Annotated in this window: 19 protein-coding genes; 8 read left to right on the top strand and 11 right to left on the bottom strand. The window is 44.5% G+C overall.

Going from position 1 to position 23,956, the window contains the following annotated elements:
• Positions 1–144 precede the first annotated feature (144 nt).
• The 6 genes from BCT11_RS18995 to kduD all read right to left on the bottom strand — a co-directional run bounded on the left by BCT11_RS18995 (position 145) and on the right by kduD (position 7,653).
• Positions 145–2,181: a heparinase II/III family protein gene (locus BCT11_RS18995; protein ID WP_102388982.1), complete on the bottom strand. Its 2,037-nt coding sequence runs from the start codon at positions 2,179–2,181 to the stop codon at positions 145–147.
• A gap of 5 nt (positions 2,182–2,186) precedes the next feature.
• On the bottom strand, positions 2,187–3,617 hold the full coding sequence (uxaC, locus tag BCT11_RS18990; protein WP_102388981.1) for a glucuronate isomerase: 1,431 nt from the start codon (positions 3,615–3,617) through the stop codon (positions 2,187–2,189).
• Positions 3,618–3,747: 130 nt separating this feature from the next.
• A complete protein-coding gene (locus BCT11_RS18985) occupies positions 3,748–5,514 on the bottom strand; it encodes a sodium:solute symporter family protein (RefSeq protein ID WP_095759884.1) in 1,767 nt (588 codons plus the stop codon).
• Between the two features lie 376 nt (positions 5,515–5,890).
• A complete protein-coding gene (locus BCT11_RS18975; protein WP_042605024.1) occupies positions 5,891–6,532 on the bottom strand; it encodes an RpiB/LacA/LacB family sugar-phosphate isomerase in 642 nt (213 codons plus the stop codon).
• A gap of 28 nt (positions 6,533–6,560) precedes the next feature.
• The gene (locus BCT11_RS18970) at positions 6,561–6,881 is read right to left on the bottom strand and encodes a cupin domain-containing protein (RefSeq protein WP_009705706.1); all 321 of its coding nucleotides are present in this window, start codon (positions 6,879–6,881) and stop codon (positions 6,561–6,563) included.
• A 10-nt stretch (positions 6,882–6,891) separates the two neighbouring features.
• Positions 6,892–7,653 (bottom strand): 2-dehydro-3-deoxy-D-gluconate 5-dehydrogenase KduD, encoded by a 762-nt coding sequence (gene kduD / locus BCT11_RS18965; protein WP_009705707.1) that lies wholly within the window; start codon positions 7,651–7,653, stop codon positions 6,892–6,894.
• Positions 7,654–7,898: 245 nt separating this feature from the next.
• On the opposite strand from kduD, the gene kdgR reads away from it, so the two are divergent.
• From kdgR to trpS, 3 genes are all read left to right on the top strand, one after another.
• Positions 7,899–8,684 carry a DNA-binding transcriptional regulator KdgR gene (gene kdgR, locus BCT11_RS18960; protein WP_102388998.1) on the top strand — a complete coding sequence of 262 codons (786 nt, stop codon included), beginning with the start codon at positions 7,899–7,901 and terminating at the stop codon, positions 8,682–8,684.
• Between the two features lie 257 nt (positions 8,685–8,941).
• Complete coding sequence (locus BCT11_RS18955) at positions 8,942–9,439, top strand: type II secretion system protein (RefSeq protein WP_033005476.1); 498 nt, start codon at positions 8,942–8,944, stop codon at positions 9,437–9,439.
• 625 nt (positions 9,440–10,064) lie between these two features.
• Complete coding sequence (trpS, locus tag BCT11_RS18950) at positions 10,065–11,087, top strand: tryptophan--tRNA ligase (protein WP_102388979.1); 1,023 nt, start codon at positions 10,065–10,067, stop codon at positions 11,085–11,087.
• An 80-nt stretch (positions 11,088–11,167) separates the two neighbouring features.
• Here trpS and BCT11_RS18945 read toward each other — a convergent pair whose 3' ends face one another.
• The 5 genes from BCT11_RS18945 to BCT11_RS18925 all read right to left on the bottom strand — a co-directional run bounded on the left by BCT11_RS18945 (position 11,168) and on the right by BCT11_RS18925 (position 17,033).
• Positions 11,168–11,626 (bottom strand): hypothetical protein, encoded by a 459-nt coding sequence (locus tag BCT11_RS18945; RefSeq protein WP_102388978.1) that lies wholly within the window; start codon positions 11,624–11,626, stop codon positions 11,168–11,170.
• The gene (locus BCT11_RS18940; RefSeq protein WP_102388977.1) at positions 11,610–11,954 is read right to left on the bottom strand and encodes a hypothetical protein; all 345 of its coding nucleotides are present in this window, start codon (positions 11,952–11,954) and stop codon (positions 11,610–11,612) included. Before BCT11_RS18940 ends, BCT11_RS18945 begins: the two co-directional genes overlap by 17 nt.
• A 1,113-nt stretch (positions 11,955–13,067) precedes the next feature.
• Positions 13,068–14,027 carry a chromosome partitioning protein ParA gene (locus tag BCT11_RS18935; protein WP_102388976.1) on the bottom strand — a complete coding sequence of 320 codons (960 nt, stop codon included), beginning with the start codon at positions 14,025–14,027 and terminating at the stop codon, positions 13,068–13,070.
• Complete coding sequence (locus BCT11_RS18930) at positions 14,024–15,352, bottom strand: sphingomyelin phosphodiesterase (protein WP_102388975.1); 1,329 nt, start codon at positions 15,350–15,352, stop codon at positions 14,024–14,026. Before BCT11_RS18930 ends, BCT11_RS18935 begins: the two co-directional genes overlap by 4 nt.
• Positions 15,353–15,521: 169 nt before the next feature.
• Positions 15,522–17,033: an MvaI/BcnI family restriction endonuclease gene (locus tag BCT11_RS18925; protein ID WP_241909037.1), complete on the bottom strand. Its 1,512-nt coding sequence runs from the start codon at positions 17,031–17,033 to the stop codon at positions 15,522–15,524.
• A gap of 314 nt (positions 17,034–17,347) precedes the next feature.
• Between BCT11_RS18925 and BCT11_RS18920 the strand changes: the two genes are divergently transcribed.
• From BCT11_RS18920 to BCT11_RS18900, 5 genes are all read left to right on the top strand, one after another.
• Complete coding sequence (locus BCT11_RS18920) at positions 17,348–18,934, top strand: DNA cytosine methyltransferase (protein WP_039975167.1); 1,587 nt, start codon at positions 17,348–17,350, stop codon at positions 18,932–18,934.
• Positions 18,935–19,184: 250 nt separating this feature from the next.
• The gene (locus BCT11_RS18915; protein WP_038867025.1) at positions 19,185–19,523 is read left to right on the top strand and encodes an aldehyde-activating protein; all 339 of its coding nucleotides are present in this window, start codon (positions 19,185–19,187) and stop codon (positions 19,521–19,523) included.
• Between the two features lie 247 nt (positions 19,524–19,770).
• A complete protein-coding gene (locus BCT11_RS18910; protein WP_102388973.1) occupies positions 19,771–22,209 on the top strand; it encodes a M9 family metallopeptidase in 2,439 nt (812 codons plus the stop codon).
• Positions 22,210–22,399: 190 nt separating this feature from the next.
• Positions 22,400–22,657, top strand: a complete 258-nt coding sequence (locus tag BCT11_RS18905; protein ID WP_038867037.1) for a hypothetical protein — start codon at positions 22,400–22,402, stop codon at positions 22,655–22,657.
• A 158-nt stretch (positions 22,658–22,815) separates the two neighbouring features.
• The gene (locus BCT11_RS18900) at positions 22,816–23,844 is read left to right on the top strand and encodes a metal-dependent hydrolase (protein WP_061034918.1); all 1,029 of its coding nucleotides are present in this window, start codon (positions 22,816–22,818) and stop codon (positions 23,842–23,844) included.
• Positions 23,845–23,956: the final 112 nt, after the last annotated feature.

Raw genomic sequence — 23,956 nt, 5'->3', positions numbered from 1 at the left:
ATTTTGTTCAAAAGATGATCAGCGTCATTCTTCAAGCGTGCTGCTTATAACGCGCGCTTATGTGCAATTGGAAGGTCATGTATAGAAAGGAATATTTAAAGAGACAAGGCCAGCATTTAGCTAGCCTTGTTTTGATGGAGATTATTATGACATCTGCTCAAACATGGTAATTCTTGCCGATTTAAAGTCATACATGATTCTAGTGCAGTTGATGTGTTCACTGCCGTTCGTGTTCGATAGAACGAAGTAGATACTTTCCTCACCCCAAGTTACGTCATTGACGTGGTAGTTACTCTGTTCCGAAAGATCATGAAGCACTAAGGTATTCAACTTGTGCGCATGAGAGCGAATCAAGGAATAAGCGAGATCGGACGTTGCTGGATTGTCTGGTGCATTACCAATGAGCACTTCAACTGGTGAGTCAGCGTAGATGTGTTGACGGAATTCTGTTTGACCCTCTATTTCATAATTAAGAGCGAATGCCGTGTTTGGTTCGCTTATCTGTGTATTCGTCATCCGTGCTAAAGCTCCGGATAGTGGGTTCGTAATTGGCTTCCAAGCCCCGTTTTCTGGTTGGAGAAGATGTTCACCTCGCACGTGATAAGTCAGATCCAATTGTTGGTTGTGTGGGTTGAGAATCGTGTTCAACTCAATGGCGACATCATCAAGCCAAATGAAAGCTCGACGGAACACTACATCTTGATACGCCTCTTTGTCCCACTGCACGATAGTATGGCTATCGACACTGGCTTCAGGTTGTGACCAATCCACAACGGCATCGATGGTGGTGTAATTGTCAGTTTGTGTAAAACCAAGTAATTGCGGGTGGATTGGGGACTGGTTTTGCTGATTCACCACCAGTGTATTGTGTGTAGCGGTGTTTTTGTAATAGCCGTAATGCAGTTCTGCACCATAACCTGTCGTGCCTAAATCTGGCAAAATCTCTTTGCCATTACGCGTTAGGATAAAGCCGAGTCGGTCATAATGGTCGTGCTCACCGCCATACGGTGCGTGCTTGTACAACAGAGCATTATTCAATGTTGGGTGATGGGCAATGGTCAAGCCAGCGGCTTCGCTATGTGTTGAGTGACAAAGTAACGGGCTAACTTGAGGAAGTTCATCCACGCCATAGAGCAAAGCATTGATGTTATCGCGACTGATGTTTTGATAGATGCTGGCTAAGGCACGAGCAAATTCTTCACACGGTGTTTGCTTGTAGGCAAATTCAAACAAGTGAGCATGAGTGAGCTTTTCTTGTCCTGCTATACAATCGTTCAAGCGAGGGAAATCACCGGTGTTCATTACCAACTGTAGCGGGAATTTCAGTAACTTTAAGTAGTTAGGATTCGAGCTGACAGAGTACGGGGTTTGATGTGCCATTTTCTCGAAATTCAGCAAGGCTTGTAACGCGTAGTAGTGATAGTGGATCGAGCCTTCAAACCACATGCCTTCCCCGATACAACCGTGTTCTAGCTGATAGTGCAGTCCGTATTCGGTTTTGAGTGCGAAATCGAGATAACGTTGTTCATCAAGAATAAGGCCAATCACACCGATGGTCGCGTTTATCTTCATCTCATGGTTATGCAGCTGAGCGGTGCGATGTTCCACCAGAAAGTCCGCACCTTCTCGCAGTAATCGCAGTTCGATATAGGCTTGCTGTTCTGGCGTTAGAGCTTGCTTGATGAAGTCATAGCCTCTAGCGAAATCAAGGTGACAGTTCGCCTCACACAAGGTTTGTGCGTTTGCTTTACCAGGGCCATTGTAAGGTATGCCTCCGTGTACCTCGTAGTCTGGATAGTATTTTGCATACTGGAGCAGTATTTGTTTCACTTTCTCTAGATAACGGTCTTCATTGGTCAGATGCCACAAAAGCCCTAAGTCATAACACGCCTTGGCGTTTAACCCATTCAACCAGCGCCACCATGCACCGTCGTACGGCTCACCAGTAAATGTTTTGCCATCAACAGGGCAGCAATGAGACGTTGGCTTATTCCGATCCCAAGTCAGTCTCACCCCATGTTCAGGGCAATAATAGAATAGGTTCCAAGTTGCGCGCCCGTCCTCAGGAACTAGGACTTCGTGATTAAGCACAACTTGGTTGTCTTCAATAAGCGCTTCGATGACAGAAGGCGTCGCGCGATGACGAATGTTCTCCATTTCTTTGTTTGAAAATTGCAGCATGGCGATTACCCCTCTAAGCCTTGATCAGAATTGAAGCGAAAGTAGCGTTTGGCGTTGTAGTAACAAATGTTCTCTATGGTTTGTTTGAGTAATGGTTCGTCGTTAGGTATTTCTCCTTCCTCGACCCATTTTGCTAAGAGGTTGCACAATACTCGCCGAAAATATTCATGTCGGCTAAAAGAGAAGACATTGCGAGAGTCTGTCAGCATGCCGATAAAACGTCCGAGCGCGCCGAGATTTTTGAGTGTTGTCAGTTGAGATTCCATGCCGTCTTTATGATCGTTAAACCACCATGCCGCACCAAATTGAATCTTCCCAGCGACAGTATCGCTGTCCTGAAACGCACCCGCCATGCAGCTTAGTACTGGGTTGTCGTTGGGGTTGAGATTAAAGAGTACCGTATTAGGCAAACACGAACTTCGATCCAGTTCACTCAGTAACTGGGAAAGGGCATGGGCATACGAATCACTGTTAATGACGCTAAACCCGGTTCCTCCACCAAGTTGCGCTTTGCGTCTTTCATTGATGTTCATTAAAACGCCTATGTGAAGTTGCATGCTCCAGCCGAGTTGGTAGTAACGTTGGCCGAGCTCGAAAAACAATCTGGATGTCAGTTGAACAAGTGCAGTTTGGGTAATCGCTTGGTTTTGTAGAAGCTGTTGGAAGATGAGTTCTGCTTGCTCTTCACTGCATGGTTCAAACCTTACGCTTGGTAAGCCCAAATCAGATAAACGACAACCCACTTCATGAAAGGCATCTAGCCTTGTTTGGATTGCACAAAGATAATCTTGAAATGTGCCAATTGAGGTAGCGGTTAACTTCGATAAGTGTGTGAGTAGCGCATGAAACTTGTCGGTTTGGTTGAAACAAAACAACTCGTCAGCACGGAACGTCGGTAACACTTGCACCTTAAAGTTAGATTCTTTCAGCGCGAGATGGTGCTCTAGGTTGGATAAAGGCGAATCCGTGGTACACAAGGTTTCGACGTTTAATTGTTCCAGTACATCACGAGTACTGCTGTTTCCTCGTTTGAATTGCTGGTGGCTTAACCCCCAGATGTCTTTTTGATTGTCTGGATTGAGTAATAAATCGCAATCAAAGAAACGTTTTAGCTCCAGATGAGACCATTGATAAAGGGGATTGCCAATCAAGTAAGGCACGGCTTCGCACCATTTGGCGAACTTTTCTGTGTCCGTTGCATCACCAGTGATGTAGTGCTCGTCGATTCCGTTACTTCGCATCGCTCGCCACACATAGTGATCGCTATTAAGCCATGCTTGGGTGAGGTTCTCGTGTTTTGTGTCCTGCCAAATGTCTTCTGCTTCAAGGTGATTGTGAAAGTCTATGATCGGCATCGGTGCAGCAAAGCGACGATACAGATCCTGAGCAAGTGGGTTGGAGAGAAGAAAGTTATCGTGAATGTAAGCTTGATTCATGGTTCTTACCTCAAAAAGTATTCAGCGAGTCACTCTGCAAAAAATGACTGACTCAAGACTTATCTGTTGTTCGTTGTGAATGCAGGAGGCTCAACTCTTCGAGCCTCCTAGGTCTGAATTCAAACGAGAATTAGTGTTGTAATTGTGTCGACAGTACTTCAGTTTTCTTGGCGCTCTTAAGAAGCAAGGCACCAACGGTAAGAACAACACCACCACAGAATAGGAAGGCCATGCGTCCCCAGAATGGATTTGGAATCAACACCATGGCGATAACCAAAGTACCAAACACCAAGATCAGTTTGCCAAGCATGCTTCGTTGTTGACGATCCACTTCATCTTGTCCTTCAGCTTCCACCACTGGTGTATCAACATCCGTCCAAAATTCCGAAAGCTCTTTTGCGCGCGCTTCTTGAGGTGCTTTGTAGAACTTAGTGGTTAAGCAGAAGAAGCCACCTGTAATCAGTAGATGACCGATGATGCCGTTCATGACAATCAGGTCAGACGCTTCACGGCTGGTAAAGCCATTTTCAAGATTTAGTACGTTAGCGATAACGTCTGGTGTGATCACAAAGCTCACGAGATAAGAGACCACCATACCAACAGCAAGCGTTGCCCATGCTGCCCAATCCGGCGTTTTCTTGATGAACATGCCGAAGAATAACGGCACCAAGATCGGCATTTGAAGTAGGGTACTCACGTACATCATTGCGTCGAATAAGCTCAAACCACGCAATGAATTGATGAACAATGCGACCATGATGATCAGTACACCAAACACAACGGTTACCGCTTGGCTGACACGCATAAGCTGACGTTCAGACGCATCTTTATTGATGATTGGGTTGTAGAAGTTACGAACGAAAACACCTGCATTTCGGTTGAGGCCTGAATCCATTGAAGACATGGTGGCTGCAAACACGGCAGACATAAGTAGGCCAACCATGCCGACTGGCATCACACGCTCTACAAACACAAGGTAAACCGCATCTGCTGCTTTTCCGCCAAGAGCATCGACGTGCGCAAGTGCTGCGTCTGGGTAGATAACTGCAGTTACCCAAGGAGGCATAAACCAAATCGCAGGGCCAATAAGCATCAACACAAAGGCAAGCAGAGCCGCTTTACGTGCGTTGATAGAATCTTTTGCAGTAAGAAAACGGTAAGAGTCCTGCATGTTGTTGATGTTTTGCAACTGCTTAACGAACATGAAGATAAACCAAGCGACGAACAGCAATGGGTAGTTCATGCCCGGTCCCATGATTGAATCGGTAGGGAACTGCTCGATCAAGTTACTTGGGCCACCGATCTTGATAATCGCCGCTACGGCACACACTACAGTTACGGCCATGATGACAACCATTTGGACAAAGTCTGACGCTACAACGCCCCATGATCCGCCAATCACAGAAATAAACAGAACGATCAACCCCGTGACTATGATGGTGGTCTCGATGTCAATTTTGAACACCGCACTCACGAACAGCGCCAAGCCATTCAACCAAATACCCGTGTAAACAATGCTGGTTGGCATTGTTGCCCAAGTGAACACTTGCTCGTTCGTTGCACCAAAGCGGCGGCGCACACCCTCTACAGGTGTCACTACTCGCATTTGACGGAAACGGTACGAGAAGAATAACCAAGACAATAAGAAGCCGAACGCATTCGCCATGAAGATCACCATGATCGGAAAGCCGTCAGTAAAGGCCTTGCCTGCTGCACCGGTAAACGTCCACGCACTGAACTGGGTCATAAACGCCGTTGCGCCTACCATCCACCACAACATCTTGCCGCCACCTCTAAAGTAGTCACTGGTTGAGTTACCGGCCAAGCGTTTAAAGATGATCCCGACAGCGATCATAAACACAAAGTAAACGGCGACTACGAGTATATCTATGTTCATTTTTGTACCCCTAGTGATTTTAAAAATAAGGTTTCTGTTTTTTAAAACGTTGGTTCATTATTTAATATGTATGACAAAAGATCGAACGGGAAATACAAAAAATGTGACAAATGAAACGCTATTTCAATTTTGTTATTTAAACAGTAAAGAAATGATTTTTCTTATAGAAATTTGGATTAAGTGATTGAAATATATTGTTTTAAATTAATTTTTATTGGAGGGGTGGTAGGGCAGTGATACGATTTTTTTGGACGGAATTAGAAAAGATACCACGCTAAGAAAGAGTGATATGTATGATTATATTTTGTGGTTAGATATATGCGTAAAACCGTTGCCGCTTAAAGATGGAAGAAAAGCGACAACGGGATTTAAGACATTAAGCTAAGATTTCGCGTACGAATGCTTCGATCTCCGCATCTTGGCAGTGCTCAAAGAAACATTGCTGGAAACGCACGCCACTTACTGCGGTTTTCACCAGTTCTGGGTCAATGGCTTTTAACGTATCGAGGTAGTTTTCTTTTACGACAGCAGACTTCACATCGTTAAGAATGGCTGCATTTCGCTGCTGTGGTTCTGCTCGCTCTAGTGGATAACCTTGGCCGCGCTCTCCGGTTGTGAATGCTTTCTCGAAAATATAACGAACGTTTAATTCTGCACCCCAGCCATAACCTTTTGCGAACGCAAGCGATAAGGCGTTGCCGTTGTTAATTTGATTAAACAAGAATGCATCAGATGGATCTAAGCAGTAGCCACAAACAATGCCTGGATGAATATTCAATGACATCATGGCACCTTGTCCTGTACCACAGCCAGTTACGATGAAATCCACTGCTTTAGAGTTGATTAAGATGCTCGCCATGATGCCTAGGTGGATGTAAGTCAGGTGATGATCGTTTTCATCACTCATGCCTACGTTAAATACTGAGTATTCTTGTGAACGAGCCACTTGCTCAAGCTCGTTTAGCACAATCGCGTTTTTACCCGCTTGGCTATTTTCCATCATCAGTGCAATTTTCATGGGTTTCTCCAATAATAATCTTTTAAATTTAGACAAAATCTTTGCGCATAGGCGTGAAGTTATCGAGCAGCACACCTTCGCTTAAACAGGTACAGCCATGAATGATGTTCGGCTGCTTATATAGCGCATCTCCGGCTTTGACGACTTTCGTCTCGTCGCCAATGGTGAATTCAAACTCACCGGAGAGCACATAAGTAATTTGCTCATGAGGGTGACTGTGCAAAGCGCCGACCGCACCTTTGTCGAAATACACTTCGACGCTCATCATGTTGTCACTGTAAGCCAACACTTTGCGTTTGATACCATCGCCAAGATCTTCCAGAGCAATGTCTTTATTAAATACAAACATCACTTTCTCCTTAACGAGCTAACCAGCCGCCATCGACCGCGATGGTATAGCCGTTCACGTAATCAGAAGCAGAAGATGCAAGGAAGACACACGGCCCAGCCAGATCTTTTGGTGTACCCCAACGCTCTGCAGGGATGCGCTCGACGATTGCTTTATTTCGTTCTTCATCTGCTTGCAGAGCTGCGGTGTTGTTAGTCGCCATATAACCCGGCGCAATCGCATTGACGTTAATACCTTTGCTTGCCCATTCATTCGCCATCAAACGCGTTACGCCCATCACGCCGCTTTTCGATGCCGTGTATGAAGGCACGCGGATACCACCTTGGAATGAAAGCATGGACGCCACGTTAATGATCTTGCCGCCAGTACCTTGAGCAATGAACTGCTTGGCTGCGGCTTGAGACATAAAAAAGACCGATTTGACGTTGATGTCCATCACGTCATCCCAATCTTGCTCACTGAATTCGAGAGCGTCATTGCGACGAATGATGCCAGCGTTGTTTACCAAGATATCGACCTTGCCAAACGCAGTAACAGCTTGATCAATGATGCTTGGAATATCGTCTAGAACCATAAGATTCGCACGTACATCCAAAAAGCGGCGACCAAGCGCTTCGATCTGTTGTTTGGTTTCTGTTGGTTCAGAAATGTTCACGCCGACAATGTCACAGCCTGCGCTAGCCAAACCCAACGCCATACCTTGGCCAAGTCCAGTATTACACCCAGTCACAACAGCGACTTTTCCTTCAAGATTGAACGAATCGAGAATCATAATGAGTTCCTTACCATGCAAATTAAGTATTAATGTATGACTTATTGCCATCAGATGAAGTCACTTTATAGAAATGAAATTACGCGATCAACTAAAATGAAAAGGTGTTTTAAAAATTTTATGATGTGAGTCACCTTTACGCGACGATTTATCATACAAATGAGATTTTTTATTGAAAAAGCTTTTCATTTTTTTTGAACACTAAAGGTATACTGGCTGAAACATTGATGTGGAAAAGCGAGAATATGGCAGAAAAGAACACACAACCAGAATCCGTCTCTTCCGTTCTAAAGGTCTTTAGTATCTTAGAAGCGTTAGGCGAGCAGAAAGAAATTGGCGTGTCGGATTTGTCTCAACGATTGATGATGTCGAAGGCGACGACTTACCGTTTTCTTCAAACAATGAAGACGTTAGGCTATGTATCCCAAGAGGGTGAAGCCGATAAGTACAGCTTAACCATTCGCTTGTTCGAATTGGGGGCGAAGTCGCTAGAGTATGTCGACCTTATTGAATTAGCAGACATCGAGATGACCAAAATCGCGGATGCAACGGGTGAAGCGTTACACCTTGGCGCATTAGATGAAGACGCGATCATCTACATCCATAAATTGGATGCTAAATACTCATTGCGAATGCACTCACGTGTCGGACGCCGCAATCCACTCTACAGTACCGCAATTGGTAAAGTACTTTTAGCGGAACGCGAAGAAGCATTTGTCAGAGAATCATTGAAAGATATTGAGTTTATTTGTCATACAAAAAATACTCATAAAGACGTTGAATCTTTGCTTAAAGAGCTTGAGTTAGTTAGTAAGCAGCATTACGCGGAAGATAACGAAGAGCAAGAGCCTGGCTTATATTGTGTCGCGGTTCCTGTCTATGACCGCTTTGGGCATGTGGTTGCGGGTGTGTCTATGTCTTTCCCAACGGTGCGCTTTGAAGAGTCTCGCCGTGAAGAGTACGTATCCATGCTGCACAATGCTGGCCGCGTGATCTCCGAGAAAATGGGTTTCCACGAATATCCGGCATGATCGTTCACACTGTTGAGATCAAGAACTCAACGAAAATGCTGAATTGAAACGGAGGCGCTAATGCCTCCGTTTTTTGTTTTTCCCCGACCTTATTTATTGCATCCTGCTAGGGGAACCTCAAAGCGTCGCTAATCCCTCGGCACTTTGTCAGATTGTTCTCGAACCCGACGTAAGATTTCCCAATCCAATGTTGGCCAATAGTAATCTCGTTTCACCGCTCTAACATGTGTCTTAAGCAACAAATACAGGGCTTTTAAATGAGAACAGCAAAGGGTTTCACCTTAATTGAATTAGTCGTGGTTATCGTGATTCTTGGGATATTAGCCGTGACGGCCGCACCACGTTTTTTGAATATTCAAGGCGATGCGAGAGCAGCAGTGATCGAGGGCGTGAGAGGCGCTGTGGTGAACGCGAACCAAATTGCCAATGCGAAGTATCAGCTTGGTTATGGCGTATCGATTGGCTCTACGGCAACAGACAATACCTTTTTAGATTTGAACAAAAATGGTGCGCAGGACGATGGCGAACCTCTGATGGTTTGGGGGCATTTAGACAACGTTTCGGTTGAAGAAATGGTGAACCTCGATGGAGATTTGGTGGTGTCTGATCCAGAAGCGCCGGGCAAGAACAAACTCTACATTGGTTTTGCTCAAAGCGCCGATGCATTAGAGAACGGTCAATGCTATTTCCTTTACACCCAAGCATCGGGAGAAGGCTCAGAACCGAGTTTTGAAACGGTGACATCTGGTTGTTAATTGCTTCGAGTCTTTGCCGTTTTGCACAATAAATCTGGCCGTTTTTAATAGACACGTCTCTGTAAACCTTGTCGGCTTTCATTGAACTTGTTCTAACGTCATCACACTTCTTGGACTAAGTGGTTTAAGTTTTCGCCAAAAATCGTAACGCTGTGTGCAACAGAGTGAACCGAAGATTGTTTGGCGTATCGATTCACCGGAAAGGATTTATCACTGTTCAACTTAGTATCAGAGCGGAGCAATCAGCGTTGCTCTACGAGCTCTAAAGTCGAGAAGTAAAGGATGAGAAGCAAACAGAATAAAGCGGTATTGTGTGCGTTTGTATCGGGTAGCCTATTTGGCGCAGCACTGGTCATCGCCATGTATATCCAGATTTGATGCCGTGCTGGCAAAGCGTGCCAAAACTGAAAAATCAAATTGTACAAGGAGTAGGGTTGTTTTCAGCTCTGCTCCTTGTTAGTTTTAAAAGCATGAAAACGACATTCACACCTTCATCAAACTTTTTCTGGTGGCGCTCTAATTAGAGCGGCGCGGAATCCTTACATTCTTACGCTGCTGGACGGTAGCTAAGAGTGTCATGTCTTTTTATCTCCAGTAGCGATCTATTTTTATTCGGAGATAAGTTATGAACACCACACAAAACACTCAACAACGCGAAGTCATTCTCACTGGCGACCGAGCCACTGGCCCTCTGCATTTAGGTCATTACGTCGGTTCACTCCAACAGCGGGTTGCGCTACAAACTCAGCACGATCAAACCATTCTCGTTGCCGATATGCAGGGCTTAACCGATAACGCGCACAATCCTTCCAAGGTCTCTTCCAATATCTTGAACGTCGTTGCTGATTACCTTGCCGTTGGCATCGATCCGATTCAAACCACCATCTGCTTGCAGTCTCAAGTTCCGGCGCTTGCTGAGCTAACCATGTATTACAGTAACTTGGTTTCTATCACACGTTTGGAGCGTAATCCGACGGTGAAAAACGAAATTCAAAGTAAAGGGTTTGAACGTTCCATTCCGGCTGGATTTTTGACTTACCCAATTTCCCAAGCGGCTGACATTACCGGCTTTCACGCGACTCTTGTCCCTGTTGGTGATGATCAATTGCCAATGCTAGAGCAAACCAATGAAATCGTGAGAAAGATAAACCATCTTGGCGGGAAAACCATTTTGAAAGAGTGTCGTCCACTGCTCAGTGACGCTCCGCGTTTGCCAAGCACAGATGGCAAAAACAAAATGTCGAAAAGCATGGGTAACGCAATCAACTTAGGAGCGACAGAGAAAGAGATCAGCGCAGCGGTAAAATCCATGTACACCGACCCAAACCACTTACGTATTGAAGACCCAGGCCAAGTGGAAGGCAACATCGTGTTCACTTACCTTGATGCGTTCCATACTGACAAAGTTTATGTGGAAGAGTTAAAAGCGCATTATCGCCGTGGTGGGTTGGGTGACGGAACAACCAAGAGAGTGTTGGAAGAGTGTCTGCGAGAGATGCTTCGTCCAATCCGAGAAAAACGCGCCATGTTCTTAGATGACAAAGCACAACTTATCGACATCCTAAAACAAGGTAGCCAACGTTCACGTGAGAAAACCGAGCAAGTGCTATTTGATGTGAAAGGTGTGTTTGGATTGAACTTGTTCTGAAGTTATTGCGATCACAGAATTACGAAAGGCATATGGAATCTTTGACCAAGTGCCTTTCTAATCTATCGGTGAGTTTGACTTTAATTTCGAGGAAACAAATCCTCTTGATCCAACATATATCTTAAGTTAAAGGGGGCTTTGAATTCTTGTTCAAGGTTCTTTAGTTGTGTTTTATTCAGATGCTGTGTTCGCTCTCTCGCTAACTGTTCTAGTGGAGTAAAATCAATCTCGTAGTAATCTAATTTAGCTTGATTACCCTCTCTAACTAATATGTTTTTTAGTTTGGTACTCGCTTCAGACATACACTGGCGATCGGAATAGTTTGCGAAATAACCGATTACTGTTTTTTTGTCATCAATACTCAATGAGTCGAACCAAGTAGAATCAGGGAACGCAATTTTGTTTTCAACGCCTTGGTTTTGACACAGCTCATATCTTGCCTTCCAATCTACTTCTGCTTGGACACTATCATAGGCAGTACTGGCACAGCCAAAGAAAAGAAAACTGGCTAGTAGGTAAGATTTATTTAGAAATTTCACTGACACAATTCCAGAATTTTCGTTCTTCACCATATGTGTAAATCTCTTGTTCGTAAGCTATTTGAAAGATTATCGATCTTGTGTGCTTACTGGCCCCTAGTAATGCATCACCAAATGTTTGCCAATCGTATTCACGAATAGTCACGAGCTTTTCGAATGGACTGGATGTAACGCTAGGTGAACCAAATATATAGTAAAATGGAGTGGCAGCTAAAGCACTGTTCAATAGGTTACCTGACTCCATCACTTCTTTAATGTTTGTGACTGCTCGTCGACTTTTTTCACTTAGTTTCAAGTTATTAATGTCGCATACACCTAGTTTTGCCATGACTTTATCTCAAGGTATTGGATGAGAGCTAAACCCTATAATAAAGCCCGAAGAAGTGTCACATAGATAAATGTGATAGTCACTCATGCTTTAGAGTAAATAGAGCTTATCGCTAGATATTTGGTGTAAGTGACGGAGCACTTTCATATATCAACCACTCGTTGGAACCGAGATTCCTAGTCGCGCTTTGGCTTGCTGGAATGACCCCGTTTAAGTTTTGAGTTAGTGGAGGACGAATTTGCTATCGATGGCCACGAACTCAAACATTGTCACCCCCTAGAGCGAAGATGAATGAGTGGGGAAGCTCATTTCATTCTCATGCTCTAAATACCGTCATTCTGAAAAACGAGGGACGAGTGTAATTCAGAATCTACTCACCAAGTGCTGTGAACTTTGGTGTTCTCGTAATTCCACAGCTTGTTGAAACCAGATTCCTAGTCGCGCCTAGGCTTGCTGGAATGACCCAGTTTAAGTTTTGGATTAGTGGGGGAGGTATTTGTTGCCTACGATCACGAACTCAAACATCGCCATTTCCCAGAGCGAAGATGAATGAGTAGGAAATCTTATTCCACACTCATGTTTTAAATACCGTCATTCTGAAAAACGAGGGACGAGTGTAATTCAGAATCTACTCACCAAGTGCTGTGAACTTTGGTGTTCTCGCCAATCTACAGCTCGTTGGAACCAGATTCCTAGTCGCGCTTAGGCTTGCTGGAATGACCCAGCTTAAGTTTTGAGTTAGTGGAGGACGTATTTGCTGTCGATGCTCATGAACTCAAACATCGCCATTTCCCAGAGCGAAGAAGAATGAGTACGGAATCTCATAACACACGCATGTTCTAAATACCGTCATTCTGAAAAACGAGGGACGAGTGTAATTCAGAATCTACTCACTAAGTGCTGCTGAACCATGGTGTTCTCGCAAATCTACAGCTCGTTGAACCTAGATTCCTAGTCGCGCCTAGGCTTGCTGGAATGACACGGTTTAAGTTTTGAGTTAACGGAGGACGTATCTGTTGTCTTTACGCTTACACTCAAACAGCGTCATTCCCTAGAGCGAAGAATGAGCGAGTAGGGAATCTCTCACTTCCAATTGCGCAGACAAACGAGCCGTTAACCCGCAAAGAACTCGCGACGAAAATTCGCCACCTCTTTTTGGTAATACCGCTGCCACTCCGAGTCCGACAAACCTGCATGGCTGGTGGCTCTTTGAGTTGCCAGTTTGGATTCAAGCTGCTGCAACTCACTCTGATAATCGCGCACTTGCTGCTTTTGCTCGGCGACTTGTTGTTCGCGAGCGTGTATCTCTTCACTCTCTTGTTCAGAAAGGTAAGTTTGTTGAAGCTCCTCAATCAAAGCCTCACGCTCGGTTTGGCTGACGCTATCCGGAATTAACGCCACCGCACGCTCGTACTTTGCTTGCTCGCTGGCTAATCCCAACGTTTCTTCATTGCCTTGCCACTCTTGAACTAAATCCTCAAAGGCTAGCACGTAGTCTTGAGCGGGAGTCGAATTCAACTGCTCTGCCTGCAAACTAAAATCGTAAAGGGCAAATTCATCAGCAAAAATGACTTCGGCTAGCTCACCCCATATCTTTCTCGCTTCCGCTTTGAGAAGAGCAACACGAGAGGCGAGCGGTTGCTGCTCATCAAACAACAAATCACCCACACTTTGCTGCCATAAACTATTGAGCTGATGGTAGTTCGCCAGTAAAGCAAAGCGCTCACCCGACATATAGCTTTCCAATTCGGCCAGCTTAGATTCGCAATTATGATCAGACATACACGTGTGCCAGAACGTCTCTATTTCGGCTTTTAATGCACGACCTTTGGCGTCATTCAAACGTCCAGCAATCGCTTTAATTGGAGAAGGGGTATCTTTGGCTTTCGGTACGACTTTTTTATCGGCGTTTTGGTTTTCTGATGAAGAAGAATGATCTCTAGTATCTTGCTCAGCACGCCCTTTGAATACAGAAGAAAACGTCAACAAGCTTTCACGTTTATCACTCGCTATTGAGAACCAAATCGTGCCCGCCACAACGGCGGACACAGTAATTAACGCAACACGCTTCATGGTTTTATCACAGCGCTAACAGGGAAGTGATCCGACAGATTGTAATGCTTCCACAAACTCTCTGCGGTAGAGCGCGGAACATCGACACGGTTATCGTTAAACGACTTCACGCCATACTCATTACTCACCATCACGTAGTCGAGGTACTCAACATTCTCACCACCAGATAAAGCCTCTCCGGCAAAATTGTTAATGCGAGGGTCGAAGGTGGAGGCCGTATAACCTGAGTACTGCGGCTCGATTGCACTTAAGTTCGCAATCATCTGTTGATAGTCATCAGGGAACTTCAACTTATTCACATTGAAGTCGCCACTGTAAACCACAGTTTCACTCGTTGGGATATTCAAAGACTGAGCCATCGAACGCATCTGTTTAAATTGGCGTTGGCGATAGTCTCGTGCCGTGTCCGTATCAAAAGAGGCGGTATGCGTGGCAAACACATGGTAAGCCTGACCACCTTTGACTATCTCCGCATAATTCACGCCCTTGTCGGCAAAACAGTCGGTGCCGGTGCAATCAGGGAACACATATTGCGCCTGATTCACGATAGGGTAGCGGCTCACGATGATCACACCGCCGTCGTAAATGTTGAAACCCTCTTTATCCAGCATTTTAGTCTGGTAAGGATATTCTTTTGCAAGTTCTCGTAAGAACGCATCACGACCATTGGCAAACACCTCTTGTAGTGCCAGTACGTCGTAACCTTTGACGTAATCAGGAATTAGCGCGTAACGATCGCCAATATGTGAAGCAATCGCAGGCAGAGCCCAGATGTTATAAGTCATCAGTTTCAGGTTTTGCTCATTATTATCCGTTGATTCATCTACCTTGCTAGGGGTGATGGTGTAGTGCAAATCGTCGTGCCGGGCTGTCTTGCTCGATTTGAATGCGAGCTCTGTATTGCGAGTACCAAAAGATCCCGTATAAGAACGGTGGACGTTACGGTCATCTTTCAATGCTAAACCGACATCAGCAGCCGACAGGCCATATTCCATTGTCGAGTTATACCAATGGCCCTCCACCACTTGGTTGAATGTGACACTCTCACCTTGTGGGTTAGACACCACAGTTTCAAAGCGATAGTTCTGGCCAGATTTCACGCCTTCCCAGCGATTAAAGCTCAGTATCGATTTGGTTTCCCAAGGACCAAGTAATTGCACATGTTGCTGCCATTCTTCACCGTATTCCAGTAAATCGCTGCCTTCATGTTTTACCTGAATGGTTAATGGTTGGTCTGAGTTATTCGTAAGGTATACATCTGTGTCTGCCAAGCTCGGTAATGCGAGTAAGCCACTTAGCCCAACAATCCATTGTGTCAATTTCATCTGTCTGTCCATAAGTCGAATTAGAGTGATTATTCTTATTGATAATTATGACTAGCACGTTAAATATGGATGACAGAAAACCGCACGTCGGACTTTGATAATAAGTTGTGATCTTTGTTTGGATTTGGAAAGGAACAAAAGGCTTACAACGTGTAAGCCTTTCGTGAGTTTAGATAAGATCGTATTTGGATGGTTCAGGGAATAGTAAGCTAAGGTTTTTCTTATCCATTTTGAAAAGTGGGCCTTTTTCACTGACGCGGCCAGTTTTCCCGCTTCTCTTAATCAAATGGTCCATTGTGATTACACCTGCTTCTATTAAGGGAAGTAGTTGGCTAACAATTGGTGCTTTTGTGTGTGTAACGCTAAGTAACTGAAATTGCTCAACACCTTCTACCATCTCGCTCTTGGCTTCCACCCAGAATGTTTCTGCGTGCTTTTCTTTCAGCCGATTCCTAAGCAAATCACCAGGCCAGACAGCGACCAACTCACTCTTATTTGACCATTCTTCCAACTGATCTTTTGATTGGTTATAGATAAAGCTTAGCCCTTGTGAGTTTTCCTTTTGAGTGCTCACAGTACAATAGAGCTTAAAGTCTTCCTCTCTTTGATATCCATACTTATTGAGAATTTCGGCACTTTTCTTACAAGGACTGAGTGACCAATCAGCGACTTGAGCAAATAGTGTTGTTCTATTAGTTGAGCCTCGACCGGACTTTAGTTCTATGCCTTTGTAATCAGGCTTTTTGCTAGAGTTAGCTTCTATACCAAGCTTGGTCTCAAGCGTATAGCCGATAGCTGTATCCCCCTTTCTAAGAGCAGAGAATTGAGAAGCTGCTAAGGCTCTGAGCTTATCAAGAAGCTCAATGACAACTTCATTGCTCTCTTTCACTTGAAGCGTTAGGACTTTACCTATTTCTGAACTTTCTCGTTTTAATTGTTCTTCTAGACAAACATCAGACAAATTAAATAGAAGAGCTCGTTGCTCGTCGATAACAATTGCAATTTGATCTCCGGCGTTTGCGAATTTTGTTAACCCGCGGAACCACATCCTTGGATCGCCTTGTTTTGTCATCGGTCGATAAAGGCTGACTTTTGAATTAACTTGAGAAAACTCACTAACAAGAAGTGCCTCTTTGACTACCTTGTAATCAGGCCCTTGCTTTTGCTCCCAATAAAAATGGAAATTCTCAAGTTCAAAGTGAGATCGAACTGTTTGCGTAGCATCGAGAATTGATTTCTTTAACCCCGTTATTGTGGGCTCAAAAATAGAAAATTCTAAGCCGAGTCGAGTTAAAACTTTTTTATTCTCGTTTACCTTTTTTTTGTGTGACTGCTCTAACTCGGTTGACCGCTCTTTCTCCAGAACGGCGAAGTCTTTTTCACTCATCGAAACATCGTCATATTCAACAAATGTTGTTGATGGAGTAGGTGTAGGAATTGACGTTTGTTCTTGTTCTATCAAGAACTTGTTCAGGTCACTCCAAGATTGAAATTCGTACTCATGACTCAGCTTATTTAGCGCCTCTGAGTGAGAGATGTTTTGTGCTTTCTTAAGGGCTTTCGCTCTTTGTTTTAATCTGGAGATCGTAGGTAGAGATTTTTTGTCTTTTGACATGGTTTGATTGCCTTTTGGCGCTACGTAATATTGAAGTAACTGGGAGCGCGTTGGCGCTTTTTTCAAAGGTTCCCCTAAACCTGAAGGGCCAAAAGGTGGTGATACGTAGCATGACTCACAACCTTTTTAGCTTTCTATGTGCGTAAAGTTGTGGTGCTTGTGATAACCAGATCTGCAAACACCGACATCCGCCGATAGATTTACAGAGCTGACCAAGAGGGGTCTTTATGTGAGGTGAGGCTGCTCTAATAAGCCTTTGATAACAGCATATTACAATAAAAGTGAGAATCAACGAAAGGCTTAGGCAAAATTAAGCCTGGACATTCTGTCTAGCTTTGCTTAGAATCCCCAGCATTCGTTTTTTATTGATGGGTTTTTTCGTGAATCATATTGAGTTGTTTGCTGGGTGTGGGGGGTTGTCTCTAGGCCTAGATCAAGCCGGGTTTGAATTGGTTTTAGCTAATGAGTTGTCTCCGATGGCGGCAGAAACATTTGCATATAATTTCTTTAATGAAGATTTGCACGAGCTAGCAAATCAAGAAAAAATGCCGTCTCACACCTTTTGGTTGAATAGCAAATACAACGAATTAAAGCCTCGTTTACGTGAAAACCCTTTTGAGTTTCCTCCTTATGGTGAAGAGGGAACTACAGATTTGGGCGCAAAAAACTTGCCGCTAGATGGCAAGCTGGTTGTTGGAAGCATTGTCGAGCTAAACCGCTTACTAGAGAGTAATGATAACTTCACTAAAATGTTGCAGACTGCTTTTGGTCGTAGTGGCGGATTAGATTTAGTTTCAGGAGGTCCCCCTTGCCAAAGCTTTAGTATGGCAGGTAAGCGAGAAAAGGATAATGACAAGAATACGCTTCCTTGGGAGTTTGCTAAATTTGTAAAATTAACAAAACCCAAGATTGCATTGCTTGAAAACGTCACAGGTATATTGCGACCATTTAAGGACTCTGAAGGGCAACAGTTTCATGCTTGGTATGAGGTTGCAAAGGTTTTTGCATCAATTGGTTATGTTCCACTGTGTTTGCACGTGAATGCCCGATTGGCTGGAGTTGCTCAAAATCGACCTCGCTTTATTCTTATCGCAGTACATTTAGAGCACTTTGAGAGTATTAAAACGTCTCTTGATAGTGTTTCTCTATCTTTGTTTGAGCAACCTTTAGCGTTTTATAATGAAGTTCGAGGTCTAGAAGAGGCTGAACTGAGTAAGATGCCGTTTGGTCGACTAGATTATGTTGATGCTACAAAAACTAGCGGAATGACCTTTTTCAAAAATAGTTTCCTACAATCGTTGGTTGATTGTGAAAAGGAAGTATCAGTAAAAGAAGCCTTAGACGATCTAAAAATCAACGATCCTTCTGAGCCATCTGAATTTGTTAATGTACTAAATGCAACATTTAAGACTCTTAAGAAGCACCCTAAAGGTCTAAATCATGCGCTAAGAAATAACAGTCCGTTGGTGCAGCGTCGCTTTCGACTTTATCAAGTGTTGCAGCAAGTTGATGACCGCTCAGTTACTAAAAGTGTGTTTGCTGTTCTAAAAGGTGAGACTGATTCATTGACTATGACTTCATGGGAAGCGTTAAAGCCTTTTGAATATCTTCATGAAAATGGCGAGTTGTATCAGTTTGATACCAAAGAGCAGTTTGAGCTGTACCTGAAAGCTCACCCTACTAAAAAACAAACTCAAAAGGCCTTAGTGTCAGATAGTCCAGCCCCAGCGGCATTGTCTATACCTGATGATGCATGCCATTACGATAAGAAAGAACTTAGAGTTTTGACTGTCAGAGAAATGGCTCGTATACAATCTTTCCCTGATAACTTTGTTTTCAGATCAAAGATTACAACTGGGGGACAGATGAGAAAATTCGAAGTGCCACAGTATACTCAGGTTGGTAATGCAGTACCTCCAATACTAGGCCTAAAGCTGGGTCTATGTATCTCCAAGCTTTTAAGTTAACAGAATAAGCCGACTTTATTGTCGGCTTTTTTAATTGTATTTCAATCCGCAGTGTTATGCTTTTGGAGAGATAATCTGGCAATGGGTTTCTATTGGGGAGAAATAAGAAAAAATGTAACACCAGTGGTAGCATTCTTCTTAATAGAAAGAGTTTCTAATATTCGTAGCTCAGTATTGGTGGATAAGATAATTGCAACCGCTTTAGCTCATAAAGGTATAAGCAAATAAAATTATTTAATAGGTGGAAGATATGGAAATCACATGCCATTGCGCGAACATCGTTGTTCAAGCTGATGTACCGAAAGAGATAGCATCATGTAATTGCTCTATCTGCCGTCGGTATGCAGCTTATTGGGCTTACTACTCACCAGAGCAAGTATCAGTTCGCTATTTAAAAGAGCCTTCTGTCTTTTATATTTGGGGTGATAAAGAAGTCGAGTTTCACCGCTGCAATCTGTGTGGGTGTTTGACACACTACGTAACGACAGAGAAATGCGACGCTGATATCGTCGCCATCAATATGAGGATGGCAGAAGAGGAAGTCTTGAAAGATATCCCGCTGAGACGCATTGATGGTAAGCGCTACTAACCTAAAAGCCAGACACATGTCTGGCTTTTTTCTTTCTAATTAACAGACCTTATCTTTGATATTTCAATCAGTTGTGTAACGTTTTCGGCGAGAGATAATCTGCAAATCTGGTAATTGGTTTATAAATTAGAGTTAAATGTCTAATTTCTGAACTAACTTCATAAATCCTATGCAACTCAATTCACCTTGTTTGTTGTAAGGAATATAACAGCGCCCTCAAACATATAACTAATTAATGAGTGTTGTTATGTCTCATACCCGTCTATTCCCACGTCATCGCTTGGCGCTAGCTTGCATGCTTGCCAGTGTTTCCAGTTTCTCATTCGCACAAGATCAGTGTGATATTCCTGATCTTCAACAGGCGCCTGATCTTGCTTTAGCCGTTTCTGAAGCGACTCATCATTACTATGGTGCTTGGTTCTCTGCACCTGCTGATTCACTGAACGATATCTACAGTGAAGCGAGCTTAAGCCGTATTCAAATCGCGTTAAACCAAGCCATTGCAAGTTACCGCGGTGAGGCAGAACAAGCGCGCAAACTCGAAAACCTTGGTGAGTTTGTTCGTGCGGCTTATTACGTTCGTTACAACGCGCAACAGCCAGACTTTTCTCAGGCATTAGGCCAACGTTTTGCTCAGTCGATTAATGCGTTCTTAGCGAATCCCCACGCGCTAGACCAAGGACGCGAACAAGTCGGGGCGATGAAAAGCCTGACGTTGATGGTCGACAATGTGAAGCAACTTCCTCTAACGATGGAAGCACAACTTGCGGCACTGCGTCACTTCAATCGTGAAACGGCGCAAGACACACAGTGGGTCGATGGGTTGAATAACCTTTTCCGTGCAATGGCTGGCCATGCTTCGCGAGATGATTTTTACCAATACATGGCAAGCCATACACAACACATCGATACGTTAGCAGCATTTGCTCGTGATAATGCTTGGGCATTGGATACGGATGCGAGCTTCTTGGTTTACAACGCCGTTCGCGAAACCGGACGTTTACTAGCCAGCCCAAACCAAGCAACCAAAGAGAAAGCGTTGCGTGTGATGCAACAAGTGATGGAGCAAAACCCGCTTGGTAGTGAACACGATAAACTTTGGCTAGCCGCAGTCGAGATGATGAGCTACTTCGCTCCAGAGGGTTTAAATGGTCTGGATTTAGATCAAGCGAAGCGTGATTTGGCGGCTCGTGTGCTACCGAATCGTCATGAGTGTGATGGTCCGGCCATCATTCGTTCTCAAGATTTAACCCAAGCCCAATCTATTGAAGCTTGTGAGGTTTTAGCCGCAAAAGAGGCTGACTTCCACCAAGTGGCAAACACAGGGCATCAACCCGTGGCGGACGACAACAACGAGCGAGTGGAAGTAGCTGTGTTTGCGAACAACGGCAGCTACGTGGATTACTCGTCTTTCTTGTTTGGTAATACAACGGATAACGGCGGTCAGTACCTTGAGGGTAATCCAGCACAAGTTGGCAACGTGGCTCGCTTTGTCGCTTACCGCTATGACAATGGTGAGGCGCTTTCTATTCTCAACCTAGAGCATGAATACACTCATTACCTAGATGCACGATTCAACCAATATGGCTCATTCAGCGATAACTTGGCACATGGTTACATTGTTTGGTGGCTTGAGGGCTTTGCTGAGTACATGCATTACAAGCAAGGTTATGACGCAGCGATTGGGCTGATTGCTGACGGCAAGATGAGCCTATCGGACGTGTTGGCGACCACTTATTCTCACGATACCAACCGCGTTTATCGTTGGGGCTACTTGGCGGTTCGCTTTATGTTGGAAGAGCATCCGCAAGAGGTAGATAGCTTACTGGCGCTTTCCCGTTCTGGTCAGTTTGCTGAATGGGCAAAGCAGGTTCAATTATTGGGTGAGCAGTATAATGGCGAGTTTGACCGTTGGTTAGATTCAGTCTCTAGTGAACCTCAGCAGCCTGATCCGAACCCAGACCCAAATCCGGGTGAGCCGACTGAGCCTTCTGATCAAGTAACGCAACTCGCAGCAAATCAGAGTGTGGTGCTCAGTGGCGCAGCATACAGCGAGCAATTGTTCTATGTGGATGTGCCAGAGAACACTACTCACTTTGACGTGGCGATTCATGGCAAAAGTCAAGGTGATGCCGATTTGTACATGAGCTTTGAGAAAGAAGCTCATTACTATGACTTTGAGTTCAGCCAGTATGGCGATGGCAGTAACGAGTTAGTGACGTTTGAGCCGGAGCAATCGGGTTACATTAAGCCGGGTCGTTACTACATCAGCATCGCGGGCCGTTCTGATTTTAATGACGTGACGTTACAGGCGTCATTAGTGACAGAAACCCCAACGCCGCCAGCACAAGAGCAAGATGACTTAACTCCAGTGGTATTGGAATCTGGCCAAGCGAAAACCTTAACGGTGCACCAACAACGTTACGCAGCGGTTTATGTTCCGCAAGGCGTGCAAGAGGTGCGAGTGTGGCTAACCGACAAAAACGGGAATGCAGACAATGGCAATGTTGACCTGTATGCGAGCAAAGCTTATTGGCCAACAGCAGGGCAACACGAATACGCATCAAACTACTGGGGCAGCAATGAATACCTGCAAATTCCAGTAACAGAAGAAGGCTATGTCCACTTCTCTTTAAATGCTGAGCAGCAAGGGGATGACGTCGAGATGTTGGTGTATTTTCACTAACTAATGCTGTGTAAACAAATCAACCAAGCCGAACCTCTGCGTTCGGCTTGGTTGATTTGTGCCTTAGATATGCATCTTTGCTAATAAATGACTTTAGGCTGCAATAACGTTGTCATGTTTGGTCTATAAGTTGTGCGACTTGAAAGCCCAACTGCATGGCGGGCAACGCAAACTTTTAGATTGGAACCCCATGACACGAGCAGTAAATCAAACCGATGAAGCCATCATCAAATTGTTGCAGAGCCAAGGCCTTATTAAAAGCGAAGCTGAAGCGCGATTAAAGAAAGACGTGTACCGTTTACACCCGAGTGAAATCGAAAAAGTGAAAAATTACGCTCAACACTTTGGCATTAGTGCGAAAGAGAAATTGATTGATGAGATTTTAGATCTTCGACGTGAAGCGTTAATCAAGAAAATCTCCCGCCAAGAGACTGCTTTTTTTAAGTAAGTCACCTTCAAACTATCAAAGGCATTTGATCGCCCCTTAGTGTGTAAAAGTAAGTAAATAAGAGACATAAAGTGGGTGACTGGTTTGACACATATGGAAATGCGTTTTAGTTTTCGAACCAATCAATCTTTGTCATGAATGAGTATAGATAGCGGGATATGGATTCAATCACACAAGCTGCACTAGGAGCGACCGTCGCTGGTGCGATTGCAGGTAAACGCTGCAACGCGAAGGTGCTATTAATGGGGGCTGCCCTCGGAACCTTGCCAGATCTGGATGTGATTCTGGACTATGGTGATGCCGTGCAAAACACAATTAAGCATCGAGGTTTTAGTCACTCTTTACTTGTTTTGCCTCCTTTCGCTTTGCTGATTTCTTGGCTCTATTGCCGCTGGCGACCAGATACGTTTTGGACACTTTCTCGTGTGTTCTTTTTAACCGTGAGCGTGTTCGTTACCCACACTTTGCTGGATGCAATGACAACGTATGGCACGCAGTTGATTTGGCCATTTGAGGGCTATTTTGAGCTGCGGAACGTGTTCATTATCGATCCGCTTTACACGCTGCCTTTATTGCTTGCGATTGGTGTGGCTATGTTTTCCAAAACTCGCGGCGGACGCTGGTGTCAGAGCGTGGTGTTGATTTCGACGCTTTATCTTGGTTGGGGTTACGCATCGCAGCAAATGATCGCGTCTCGCGTGGAACAAAACTTGAGTGCGCAGAACTTACCTAATCAACAAGTACTGATCACCCCAACACCGTTCAATACTGTTTTGTGGCGCGTCGTCGTAATGGATGACGGCCAATACTATGAAGGTTTGGCGTCAGTCCTCGATGGTAGTGATCACATTGATTTTGTCTCGCACCCGCTTGGGAGTTGGCCATTGGAAGACAAGCCAGACACATTGAAAGGGCTTAAGGCTTTCTCTCACGACTACCTAAACTACCGTATTGAAGACGATGCGTTGATTGTGACTGACTTACGTTTGGGCATGTCCAACAACTTATCGTTCGAGTTTATCTTTGCTGAGAAGGGGAAAGATGGACAATGGCAGTTGTTGGAATCGACGGAGCGTTACCCAAGTGAACGTAGTTTGGATTTACTTGGCCAGCTTTGGGAAAGGCTGAAAGGTGACCAGAGTATTGATGCAAATTTACAACGTATTGAGTTGAGTGCGCGTTCTTAGTTTGCGTGTATGAGATCCCCAACTCGCACGAGCCTCGCTCTTGAGGATGAAGATACGAGATACTGGATTAGATACAGAAAAGCCGGACGTGATGAAGTGACCCCGTAAAGTT

This window comes from Vibrio sp. 10N.222.52.B12 (assembly GCF_002875385.1).
Lineage (GTDB): Bacteria > Pseudomonadota > Gammaproteobacteria > Enterobacterales > Vibrionaceae > Vibrio > Vibrio jasicida.
The sequence above is the reverse complement of the archived record's forward strand: the minus strand, read 5'-3'. Positions and strand labels throughout refer to the sequence as shown.